Origin of the sequence: Halorussus halobius (assembly GCF_004765805.1) — an archaeon.
GTDB classification, from domain to species: Archaea; Halobacteriota; Halobacteria; order Halobacteriales; family Haladaptataceae; genus Halorussus; species Halorussus halobius.
Genome location: NZ_SBIU01000006.1, coordinates 158,625 through 170,122, shown reverse-complemented (window position 1 = coordinate 170,122; position 11,498 = coordinate 158,625). Strand labels below are relative to the sequence as shown.

Below are 11,498 nucleotides of genomic sequence, written 5' to 3'. Positions count from 1 at the left end.
CGATTCGCCCGAGCGGGCGTCGCCGCCACGACCCCGGGCAGTCGCTACGCCGTCACGCAAAGCGACCGGACGCCCGACCGAATCCGGCCGCCGTCGACCCACTCGCCGTCGGTCCGGACTAGCACGTCGCCGTCGTTCGTGCCCGCGACGACCGCGCCGTCGTGGGCGGTCCACGCCAGCACGACCGCCTCGGGTTCGCCGGGATAGCGGACGGGCCGGAGTTCGCTACCGGGCGCGTCGGCCTCGAACAGCGCCGCGTCCGCGCCGCGCTCGCCCCGCCACGTTCCCGGCGACGAGCGCGCGGCCGCCGCGTAGAATCGACCGTCGTGGACGAACGCCTCCCGGAAGTAGCGGCGGTCGAGGCCCCCGTCGAGCCGCGTCCACGTCCGTCCGGCGTCCGTGGTCCGGTAGAGGCCGTTCCCGGTGGACGCGACGTACTCGTCGGGGCCGACGAGCAGGACGTGGTGGACGTCGTCGTGGACCCCGCGCTTGCGCTCGGTCCACGTCTCGCCGCCGTCGTCGCTGACGTGGACGCCGCCGACCTCCACGCCCGCGACCACGCGGCCGGGAGCGTCCGGGTGCGCGCGGAGGCTCCGGACGTGGGCCTCGTCGCGGTGGCGCGGCGTGTGCCACTCCTCGCGCGACGGGAGGTCCTGGAACCCCTCCAGTTCGCGCCACGTCTCGCCCTCGTCGTCGGAGACGTACAGGTGCGCGGGGTGTGTGCCCGCGTAGAGGCGCTCGCCGGCGGGGTCGCCAAGCACCGAGTACACCTCCTCGCGCGGGACCGAGAGGTCGGTCCACGAGTCGCCGCCGTCGGTCGAGCGATACAACCCCGACGTGGTCGCGGCGAAGACGCCGTCCCAGCCGTCGAACCGGCGGACGCGCATCGCTCGGTCCGAGTCGAGCACGCGCTCGGCGTCGTCGAATCGGGGCTCGGCCGCGCGGTACACGCCGTCGTTCGCGCCAGCGAGTAACATGGGGCCGATTACGGCCGGTGTGACCTAATAACTACGCCGTCGTCGGCGACGCCGAGCGGACTTCCCGTTTTCGGGGCGTGTGATTTATAAGTCCGTTCTGGGATGTGAATCGTATGAGTGATAGCATGACCGAGGTGGTGACGACGACCGAGAGCGGCGTCGTCGTCGAGAAGTCGTTCGAGGGCGAGGAGTTCGCGGTCCCGGCGGTCAAGTTCGTCGTCCGGTCGGAGCGCGAGGAACGCGTTACCCTCCGACTCGCCGACGACGTGCCCGAGTCGTTCCCGATGGACAACGTCGGCTTCCACCCCGACTACGAGAACGACAACTGGACGGCGTACAAGGACCACCGCGTCCAGTTCGAGCGCGAACTCGAACCGGGCGAGGAGCTGGTGACCGTGTACGGCGTCCGTCTCGGGGAGGACGACGACCCATCGTCGTTCCTCGGCCCGGCCACCATCGATGAGGTCGCGCCGGTCACGGTCGACTCGGGGACCGCCGGCGAGGACGACCCCTTCGCCGAATCGGACGACCCGCTGGCGGCGGGCGAGGACGACGACCCGCTCGCCGAATCCGACGATGAGGACCCGCTGGCGGCCGACGACGAGGACCCGCTGGCGGCCGACGACGAGGACCCGCTGGCGGCCGACGACGAGGACCCACTGGCAGCCGACGACGAAGACCCGCTAGCAGCCGATTCGGGCCCGTCGGAGGTCGGCGGTCCCGACGGGAACACGATAACCGACATCGTCTCGGAGGAGGAGAGCCAGCTCGCTCGCGACGTCGTGACGGGCGAGGAGGACCTCGGACTCGACGGTGAGGACGAACCGGCCGAAGACGAGGACCCGCTGGCGGCCGACTCGGACGCGCCCGACGACGAGGACCCGCTGGCAGCCGACGACGAGGACCCGCTGGCAGCCGACCCGGACGCGCCCGACCGCGACGTCGAGCCGGTCGACGACCGCGGGAGTTCGACGGCCGACTCGGACGCCGTCTCGCCCGAACAGGCCGCCGAGGTGGCCGAGGAGGCCGCCGGGGCGGGCGACGACGCGCCTGATTCTGCCAAGTCCACCGTCGGGAGCGACGTGGTCGGCGCGGACTCGACGCCGCCCTCGGAGGCGGCCGCCGAGACCGAGGTCGCCGAGCCCGACGCGTCGCCGCCGAGCCCCGGGAGCGTCGCGGCCGCGCTCGCCGACGAGATTCGGGCCGGGGAAGTCTCCGACGACGACCTGAACGCCATCCAGCGCGAACTCGACGTCGAGACCCCCGAGAGCACCAACGTCCGCATCCGACACCTCCAGTCCCGGGTCGAGGACCTGTCGGCGTACACCGACGCGCTGGAGGAGTTCATCGACGAGAACGGCGCGGCGGCGGACGTCCTCGGGGAGTTCGAGGACGACCTCGCGCAGGTGCGGGCCGACGTCGAGGCGTTCGAGAGCGAGGTCGAGGCCGTCCGGACCGAGACCGACGAGACGACCGCGCGCGTCGACGACCTCGACGACGACCTCGAAGCGGTCGAGGCCGACGTGACCGACGTCGAAGACGACGTTGCGGACGTGGAGGACGACGTCGCGGACGTAGAAGACGACGTCGCAGATGTGGAGGAAGACGTCGTGGACGTAGAGGACGACGTCGCGGACGTGGAGACCGCGCTCGACGACGCCGAAGCGGCCATCGACGACCTCGAGGACGACCTCCGGGCGTTCGAGGACGAGATTCGCGGGGACGTTCGCGACCTGGGGGACGAGGTCCGGTCCGACCTCGCCGACCTCGAATCGGAGGTAGCGGCTGTCGAGGACCTCCGCGAGGACGTGACGGCTGTCGAGGAGCTCCGGGAGTCGGTCGCGGCGCTCGAAGCCGAACTCGACGACGTCGGGGAGTTCGCCGACAGCGCCGAGGCGCTCGACGAGCGGCTGAACGAACTCGAGGAGCTCGTCGGCGCGAACACCGACGACGTGACGGCGGTCGGCGACGACCTCGAATCGCTCGAAGACGAACTCCGGGGAGTCCGGGAGGAGGTCGAGGACGTGACCGACGTGGCCGAGGAGGTGGCCGACGTCTCCGAGCAGGTCGAGTCGCTGTCGGCCGACGTCGACGCACTGGAGGAGAACCTCACCGCCCGCGTCGAGAGCGTCGAGGGCGATATCGGCGACGTGGACGCCGAGATCGCCGACATCCGCGAGGAGATAGCGGGCATCCAGGAGTGGCGCGACCGCATCAGCGACGTCTTCGGGAACTGACCCGGCCCCATGTTCTCCGAGTCCGGCAGTACGGATGCGTCGACCGAGTCCGACGACGGGAGTCTCAGCGAGTGGTCGGTGGTGGGACTCGGCGTCGGGCTGCTCGTCGCCTCGGTGGGGCTGCTCGTCACGCGGACCGAAATGGCCGTCGACGAGTTCGTCCGGTTCGCCGTCCCCGTCGGCTTCTCGCTGTTCGTCGTCGCGCTCGGGGGCTGGCTCCGGACGGCGGACCTGCCGGTCGACCACGCGGGCGTCGTCTGGCTGTGGAGCCTCGCGGGCAGCGCGGCGATGGGGTTGCTGGCGGGCTGGGTGTCGCTGCTCCAGTCGGTGGGTGGTAGGCCGCTGCTCCAGCCCGCGTCGGTCGTGCTGACGACGATGGCGGTGGGCGCGCTCGGCGGCGGCCTGCTCGGCGTCTCGCACGGCCGGCTCCGACACCGGACCGCCGAGCTCGCCGAGCAGCGCAATCGGCTCGACGAGTTCGCCAGCATCGTCTCCCACGACCTGCGCAACCCGCTCAACGTCGCGCAGGGCCACCTCGACCTCGCGCGCGAGACCGACGCGGACCGCCACTTCGAGGCGGTCGCGGACGCCCACACCAGGATGGAGCGGCTCATCGAGGAGGTGCTGGCGCTCTCGCGGCGCGGCGACACGGTGGCCGACCCCGCGCCCGTCGCGCTCGACGAGGTGGCGACCGACGCGTGGACCACCGTCGAGACGCCCGGGATGGAGCTCCGAGTGGAGACCGACCGGACCGTGGTCTCGGACGACCGCCGGCTCCGCGCGCTGTTCGAGAACCTGTTCCGGAACGCCGTGGAACACGGTTCCACGAGCAGTCGCCCGCAGGGCGACGACGCCGTCGAGCACGGCTCGACGAATCCTCGTTCGGGGACTCACGAGGACGCCGTGGAACACGGTTCCGCGAGCAGTCGCCCGCAGGGCGACGACGCCGTCGAGCACGGCCTCCCGGACAGTGCCGCGTCGTCCGACGGACCGGCCTCCACCGAGGGGACCGTGGTCGTGGGCGACCTCGACGACGCGCCGGGATTCTACGTCGCCGACGACGGCCCGGGCATCCCGCCGGAGGACCGCGAACTCGTCTTCGAGGGCGGATACTCCACGGAACCGGACGGGACGGGGTTCGGGCTCGCGGTCGTGCGCCGCATCGCCGAAGCCCACGACTGGCGGGTTCGAGTCACCGAGAGCTGGGCCGACGGCGCGCGCTTCGAGTTCCACGACGTCGACGGCGTGTGAGCTTCGGCCCGCTACTGTCGACGACCGCAAGCGGAACGCGTTTACTACCGGCGTGCCTTCGAGCCGGTAATGACCGAGACGATCTCCGTAGCGGTGCCGCGCAAGGGCCGGCCGCTGGAGGCAGTCCTGAACCGGGTCGCCGCCGAGGCCGACGCCGAGCGGGTGGCCGACGACGTCATCTCGACGCTGCGGTACGAGAAGGCTGTCACGAAGGGCGACCAGACGCCGGAGGGCGACGTCTACGAGCGCCTCGCCGAGTACAGTCGGCTCGGCGAACCGACCGAACCGGACTTCACGCTCCTGCGCGACGACCGCGCGGGCAAGCCCCGCCGCATCGTCTTCGACAGCGTGACCGTGTCCGCCGGCGACGTGGACCTGCGGCTCGTCGGCCGGGAGGAACCGTTCCGGGCGCTGCGCAAGCACGACTTCGCGCTCGGGTTCGACAGCGCCGACCTCGTGCTGGAGGAGGTCGTCGAACTCCGGCCCGACCCGCTGACCCGAATCGCCGACGTGAACGCCCGCATCGACCCCCACGACACCGACGTTCGGGTCGTCGCCGGGATGGGCGACACGGTCTACCACACGCTGCTGGCGACGCCGGACGCGCTCCCGCAGGGGGCCGACCCCACTCGCGAGTTGCTGACCGACTACGAGGGCGACCTCTGTATCTCCCCGCGGTACGAGCGCCTCGTCGAGGCGGTACTCGGCACGCGGAACGCGGCGACGCTGGACTTTTGCTACCCGGGCGAGGACGAGGAGGAGGAAGCCGCCATCGCCGGGACCGGCGTGGGCGTCTACCTGACCGTAACCGGCTCGACGGCGCGCGAGCATGGGCTAGCGGTCGGCGAGCGACTGTTCCCCAGCGAGACGGTGCTGATGGAGAACTACGAGGAGACCGGCCCGGCGGCCGACCGCGTGATGGACCTGTTCGCGCGGCCGGAAACCGAGACGGAGATGGCGATATACTGATTCCCGGCCGTCGGACCGTCTCGCGGTGGGTTCGATACGAGCGGAATCGATACCGCAACGCACCGACTTGGTATAGCGGAATGTGGTTTACGAGTCGGACCTGCAACGTGGCCCGAGAGCTGGCGAACATTCGACAATTCCACTTCGAGAGCCGCCGAGGGCGGGCAGTAGACGCACCGACGCGCCGGATTGGAAGAGTTACCGTCCGCCCGGACGTATCTGCTCGAAACACGAGACCGATGGACGGGTCTTCGAGATTTCCCGGTGCGCTCACCACCTCGGCCGCAGTCACTCCCGACGCCACCGACAGACGGTACTGGTCGCTTCGCTGTCGTCCGAGGGCGTGCTCTCGTGCTCACGAAAATCGAAGATTTCGACCGACTGCGCTCAACGGGACGCCGTCGAGCAACGCCCACGAGCCTCGTCTCACTTCGTTCGACGAGCCGCCGACGGACAATCCGTCCGTCGAGCCTGCGCGCGCGTCGCTTGCGCAGACGCCGGCAGACAACCGCGGCTGCCGAGCGCTCGCGCCACGGGTGCGACGACGCCAGCGCGCGCCGACGGCGACGAGAATCAACAGCGCGATCCGTGCAGCGTCGGGCGACGGAGTTGACCTGCGTATCTGAACACCGTCGACCGGCGACCCGGAACTGCGTATTCCGAAATCGACGCACCCGAGTCGACACCACCGAAGCGTCCAGAACTCGCGTCCGTCTCGGCGACCGAGGACATCCGCTCGACTTCGACCCCGCGCAACCCGGTTTCGAGGCCGTCACCCCGTGGTCGACCCCGCTAAGACGCCCCTGCACGACGCGCCGTCGAAATCGCCGGCTCGAAGCGTTGTACGCATTCCCTGCGCGACACCAGTGACCCACCCCAATTCTGCGGTCACCGACGAGCAAACCCGCCGTCGATAGCCGCCCGGACGCGATGGTAGAATCACATACTGGACGCGGCTCGCCGGAGTTTTTAGATGCGCGTAGGAAGGACTAGTCAGGCGAAATTACGGCCCTACGTTCACGGATATTCTGTAATAGGGCGTGGAAATACGGGACCTCTCTCAAGAATAAGGGCTTTTATTCGCGAGTATGGGTTACTTTGAAGGTGGTGGGATGAGTCGCCCCGGACATGACCGACGAGGGCGACGTCGACACGTCTCGGACGACCGTGAAGACGTTCGTGCCGGCCTACCAGAAGGCCGAGTGGAAGCGACACGCCGACGACCTCGACATGAGCCAGAGCGAGTTCGTCCGGACGATGGTACAGGCCGGCCGGCGGGACTTCGACCTCGAACCGGTCGGCGGCCCGGAGTCGGGCGGGGACCCGCCCGCCAGCGGCGACGGCGACGACGCCGACGACGGCGACCGGGGGTTCGAGGAACGGACGCTCTCGGTCCTCTCGGAGTCCGAACATCGCTCGTGGGACGACCTCGTGGAGCGACTCACCGCCGACGTCGAGGACCGACTCGACGAGACGCTCCAGCGACTCCAGACCGAGAACCGGGTGACCTACAGCGGTCGACACGGCGGCTACGCGGTCGTCTCGGGGGACCATGGCGACTGACCAGCGCCGCGCCGAGGACGCGAGCGACCCCATCGCGTACTTCCTGCAGGACATGACCTACCACGGGAAGACCGAGCGGACGCGAGCGGCCTACGAGCGCGTCCTCCGGGAGTTCGAGGCGTTCCTCGGGACGCCCGCCGAGAATCCGATGGGCGTCGACAAGCCCGTCTCGGCGGCGACCCGCCGCGATTGCATGTCGTGGATACACGAACTCCGGGGTCGGACCGCCGAGAGTACGGTCGCCACCTACGCCTCGTACCTCCACCGGTTCTACGACTACATGACCGAGGTCGGGGAGTTCGACGCGAATCCGATGGCGCTCGTGGTCGAGGAGATGGACGAGCGCATCGACACCAACCCGACTCGGCGCGATGTCTCGGTCGCGGAGATGCGGACGTTCGTCGCCGGCGTGACCCACCCGCTCGACCGCGCTATCGTCCTCACGCTGCTCAAGACCGGGGTTCGGGCGGGCGAGCTCTGCAACCTCGACCTGCGGGACCTCTCGCTGTCGGGGACCGACCACCCGACGCGGGGGCAACTCGACGGCCGGGACGACTCGCTGTACGTCTCGCCCGAACCCAACGTCGGCGACCCGTACAACGGCGAGTCCCGGACGGCCTCGAACAAGCGCGAGCGCGAGACCGTGATTCCGGTCGACCAGGAGCTAACGCGGGCGCTGAAGCGGTGGCTCGCCGTGCGTCCGGACCCGAGATCGCCCGCCGACCCGCTGTTCACCACCACGCGGGAGAGCTGGGGCACGCGGATAACCCCGGACATCGTCCACCACGTCGTCACGTCTCACGCCGCCGACCACGGCTGGCACCGGCAGGGTGGGGGCGCGGAGGAGAACGTCACGCCCCACTACTTCCGGCACTTTTTCACGACTCACCTCCGGGACCGGACGGGCGACCGGGGCATCGTGAAGTACCTGCGCGGCGACGTGGCCGAGGACATCATCGACACCTACACCCACAACTGGGGCGACCGGGTCCGCGAGGTGTACGAGCGCAACGTCTACTCGCTGTCGTAGCGCTTCGTGACGCACTTCTCGGAGTCTCGCCTGGACGAGGGCGCGTCCGACGCCGAACCCGTAAACTGCATATCGCTATATCCAATTTGGTGGGTGGCGGCCCCGAACGGCCGAGGTCGTTCTGGACGAGCGACCGGACTCCACCGCGACGGACACCGACGACGGGCCCGCTACCGACGGTCCGAGCTGTCGGTCGACGAGCGCGTCCCCGACCTGCTCGCCGGGAGCTTTCGCGGGGACGGCCGGTCGCCGTCGGGACGCGGTCGGCTGCCTCGACCGCCCGACGTCGCGGTCGCGCGTTCCTACGGTTCCACCCGACTGAGAAATAAAAATCCTGCCCTAAATATCGAATACAACAAAAGTACTAAGTGTGGAAGGGCAACTTGGGAGAGTAATGCCAGACCGTAGCTCGAATAGACGAAAATTCATCAAAATAGTAGGCGGTTCGTCGGCCGGCGCTGCGACCATGCTGGCGGGCTGCTCGGGCGGACCCAGCGGTGACGCCACCACGGACGCCACGACGACCGACGCCGATACGGTCGACGATCCGTCGTCGGACGAGACGGACTCGGAGACCACGGCGGCGGGCGAAGTCTCGCGAGGCGGGGAACTGGTCGCCGCGATATCGACCGACCCGTCCGCGCCCTTGCACCCGCACAAGACCCGCAGCTCCCAGGGCGTGATGCTGGCACGGGCCTACGCTAACTCCCTCGTCGCCCTGAGCCCGAACGGTGAGGTCGTGCCCGACCTCGCCGAGTCGGTCGACGCGAGCGAGGACGCGACCACGTTCGTCGTGACCCTGCGCGAGGACGTCACGTTCCACCCGCCCTACGACCGGCAACTGACGGCCGAGGACGTCGTCGAGAACTTCCGGCGCATCCTCGACGAGGAGTACGGCGCGACCTCGCTGTCGAACTTCGAGGGCTTCCTCGTGGGCGACGGCATCGACCCCGAGGAGACGGTCCAGCAGACCGGCGACTTCGAGGTGACCTTCGAGCTCGCCGAGCCGTTCGCCGACTTCCTGAACACGCTTACGTCGGTGTTCATCCTGCCGATGGAGGCGGTCGACGAACACGGCGACGACTTCGGTACCATGGGCACGGGCACGTGGGGAACCGGGCCCTACACCTTCGCGGAGGGGCAAAAGCAGGACCACTACGCGTTCGAGGCGTTCGACGACTACTTCGAGACCGGGGCGGACGACGAGGCCCTCCCGTACCTCGACGGCGTCCGGTTCGAGGTCGTGCCCGAGTCCTCGACCCGGATGACCCAGATAGAGACCGGCGAGGTCGACGTCGCCAGTCCCGTCCCGGCCAGCGACGCCGATTCCCTCGAGAGCGCCGACGACATCTCGGTCGCGTCGACGTCGAGCGTCATCCGGATGGGGAACTTCATCAACCTCAACAAGGAGGAGTTCGGCAAGCAGAAGGTCCGACAGGCCATGATGCACGCGGTCAACCGCGAGGCCATCGTCAACGTCGCGTACAACGGCTACGCCGAACCCGGATGGGGCGTGTTCCCGCCGTGGCACTGGGCCCACTCCGAGGAGGCGACTCAGACCTACCCCTACGACCCAGAGCGCGCCCAGCAGCTCCTCGAAGAGGCCGGCGAGACCGACCTCTCGTTCGAGTGTCTCGTCCCGAACCAGCCGCCGTTCTCGGACGTGGCGGAGATTCTGGGCCAGAACTACGCCGACGTCGGCATCGACATGGAGATAAACACGGTCGAGGAGTCGTCGGCGTGGGGGTCGCTGCTCAACCAGTGGGACAACGAGCCGCCGGGACCGTCGCCCGACGAGTTCGAGAGCAACGTCCAGACGCTCAGCGTGGAGATGTACGCCGACAGCTTCGCGTACTGGAAGTACCACACCGGCCACTTCCTCAACGTCACCTACTACGACCAGTCCGACGACGTCATCGAGCAAGCCCGCCAGACCACCGACCGCGACGAGCGCGAGGACCTCTACGCCCAACTGGAGCAGGAGGCGACCGAGTACGTCGACAGGATCGGTCTCGTGTGGCCCAGCGTCATCCAGGCCACCCGGAGTTCGGTGCGCAACTACGACGTGTACCCGAACCAGCGCATCATCCTGACGGACGTCTGGCTCGACGAATGACCGGCGACGACGCGAGTTTTCACGACCACGTGGACGTCGAGGCGCTGTTCACGAGCGACGTCGGGTGGTCGCACCTCGAGGCGCTGACGGGCATCGGCGGCCGCCTTCCGGGCAGCGACGCCGAGCGTCGCGCGGCCGAGGCGACCGCCGACGCGTTCGAGTCGGTCGGGGCCCGGAACGTCCGGCTGTCCGAATACGACGTCACCGGCTGGGAGCGCGGCCAGAGCCGGCTCGCGGTCGACGGGGGCGAGGCGTTCGACGTCCTCGCGCTGCCCCGGAGTCCGAGCGAGACGGCTGCCGGCCCCTTCCTCGACCTCGGGTACGGCACCCCGGAGGACTTCGAGGCCGCCGACGTCGAGGGGCGCATCGTCCAGGTCGCGGCGGGGACGCCGGAGGGCTACGAGCGGTTCGTCCACCGGACCGAGAAGTACGGCCGCGCTGTCGAGGCCGGAGCGGCCGGCTTCCTCTTCCGGAGCCGGCTCGACGGCGACCTCCCGATGACGGGGAGCCTCGGGACCGAAGACGAGCCCATCGGTGCCATCCCGGCGGTCGCGGTGAGCAAGGAGGTCGGACTGCTGCTCGCGCGCCGGTTCGAGGGCCGACGGCTCACCCTCGACGTGACCGCGACGATAGAGCCGGCGACGAGCCGGAACGTCCACGCCGAACTCGGTCCCGACACCGACGCGGAGATACTGCTGACGAGCCACGTCGACGCCCACGACCTCGGCCGAGGCGCGGTCGACAACGGGACCGGGACCGCCGGCGTCGTGGCGGTGCTGGGCGCGCTCGCCGAGGTGGAGTCCGAGCTGGACACCCGGATACATGCGGTCGGCTTCGGCTCCGAGGAGATAAACCTGGTCGGGTCGAGCCACGGCGCTCGCGAGCTGGACACCGACGACGTGAAGGCCATCGTCAACCTCGACGGCATCGCGCAGTCCCGCGACCTCGAAGCGTACACCCACGGGTTCGACGCGCTCGAAGGGGTCGTCGCGGGGACCGCCGACTACTTCGACCACCCGATTGCGACCGCCGACGGCGCGGTGCCGTTCAGCGACCACTGGCCGTTCTTCAGCCGGGGCGTGCCGACCTGCTTCGTCACGACCTCCGACGACCGGGCGCTCCGGGGCTGGGGCCACACCCACGGCGACACGCTCGACAAGGTCGACCCCCGGAACTTCCGGGAGCAGACCGTCCTGATAGCCGGCCTCGTCGGGGCGCTCGCGGACGGGAGCGTCGAGACGAGCCACGAGACCGTCGACGCCGTCGAGGCGAAACTCGACGACGAGGGCCACCTCGACGGCCTCGAAAAGATGGGGTGGTGGCCGTGACCCGTCGCGCGGCCGCCGCCGCCCGAG

8 protein-coding genes are annotated in these 11,498 nt (G+C 69.4%); 7 read left to right on the top strand and 1 reads right to left on the bottom strand.

Annotation, left to right across the window (positions count from 1 at the left end; all coding sequences use genetic code 11):
- Positions 1-44 precede the first annotated feature (44 nt).
- Positions 45-977: a WD40/YVTN/BNR-like repeat-containing protein gene (locus EPL03_RS16840; protein ID WP_135830505.1), complete on the bottom strand. Its 933-nt coding sequence runs from the start codon at positions 975-977 to the stop codon at positions 45-47.
- Positions 978-1,090: 113 nt separating this feature from the next.
- Here EPL03_RS16840 and EPL03_RS20195 point away from each other — a divergent pair, with 113 nt between their 5' ends.
- From EPL03_RS20195 to EPL03_RS16805, 7 genes are all read left to right on the top strand, one after another.
- A complete protein-coding gene (locus tag EPL03_RS20195; protein ID WP_168216296.1) occupies positions 1,091-3,214 on the top strand; it encodes a hypothetical protein in 2,124 nt (707 codons plus the stop codon).
- A 9-nt stretch (positions 3,215-3,223) separates the two neighbouring features.
- Positions 3,224-4,465, top strand: a complete 1,242-nt coding sequence (locus EPL03_RS16830) for a sensor histidine kinase (protein ID WP_135830504.1) — start codon at positions 3,224-3,226, stop codon at positions 4,463-4,465.
- 69 nt (positions 4,466-4,534) lie between these two features.
- The gene (locus EPL03_RS16825; RefSeq protein WP_135830503.1) at positions 4,535-5,434 is read left to right on the top strand and encodes a hypothetical protein; all 900 of its coding nucleotides are present in this window, start codon (positions 4,535-4,537) and stop codon (positions 5,432-5,434) included.
- Between the two features lie 1,128 nt (positions 5,435-6,562).
- Entirely contained in the window at positions 6,563-6,997 is a 435-nt protein-coding gene (locus EPL03_RS16820; protein ID WP_135830502.1) for a DUF5805 domain-containing protein, read from the top strand.
- Positions 6,987-8,027, top strand: a complete 1,041-nt coding sequence (locus EPL03_RS16815) for a tyrosine-type recombinase/integrase (protein ID WP_135830501.1) — start codon at positions 6,987-6,989, stop codon at positions 8,025-8,027. The genes EPL03_RS16820 and EPL03_RS16815 overlap by 11 nt, the downstream gene beginning before the upstream one ends.
- Positions 8,028-8,493: 466 nt before the next feature.
- Entirely contained in the window at positions 8,494-10,143 is a 1,650-nt protein-coding gene (locus EPL03_RS16810; protein ID WP_168216295.1) for an ABC transporter substrate-binding protein, read from the top strand.
- The gene (locus tag EPL03_RS16805) at positions 10,140-11,471 is read left to right on the top strand and encodes a M28 family peptidase (protein WP_135830499.1); all 1,332 of its coding nucleotides are present in this window, start codon (positions 10,140-10,142) and stop codon (positions 11,469-11,471) included. The genes EPL03_RS16810 and EPL03_RS16805 overlap by 4 nt, the downstream gene beginning before the upstream one ends.
- The last annotated feature ends 27 nt before the right edge of the window (positions 11,472-11,498 follow it).

What these genes read in the sequence shown, in the direction of transcription:
- EPL03_RS16825 (WP_135830503.1), top strand. Translation starts at nt 4,535, where the DNA reads ATGACCGAGACGATCTCCGTAGCGGTGCCGCGCAAGGGCCGGCCGCTG.
- EPL03_RS16810 (WP_168216295.1), top strand. Translation starts at nt 8,494, where the DNA reads ATGCTGGCGGGCTGCTCGGGCGGACCCAGCGGTGACGCCACCACGGAC.
- EPL03_RS16840 (WP_135830505.1), bottom strand. Translation starts at nt 977, where the DNA reads ATGTTACTCGCTGGCGCGAACGACGGCGTGTACCGCGCGGCCGAGCCC.
- EPL03_RS16815 (WP_135830501.1), top strand. Translation starts at nt 6,987, where the DNA reads ATGGCGACTGACCAGCGCCGCGCCGAGGACGCGAGCGACCCCATCGCG.
- EPL03_RS16805 (WP_135830499.1), top strand. Translation starts at nt 10,140, where the DNA reads ATGACCGGCGACGACGCGAGTTTTCACGACCACGTGGACGTCGAGGCG.
- EPL03_RS16830 (WP_135830504.1), top strand. Translation starts at nt 3,224, where the DNA reads ATGTTCTCCGAGTCCGGCAGTACGGATGCGTCGACCGAGTCCGACGAC.
- EPL03_RS20195 (WP_168216296.1), top strand. Translation starts at nt 1,091, where the DNA reads ATGAGTGATAGCATGACCGAGGTGGTGACGACGACCGAGAGCGGCGTC.
- EPL03_RS16820 (WP_135830502.1), top strand. Translation starts at nt 6,563, where the DNA reads ATGACCGACGAGGGCGACGTCGACACGTCTCGGACGACCGTGAAGACG.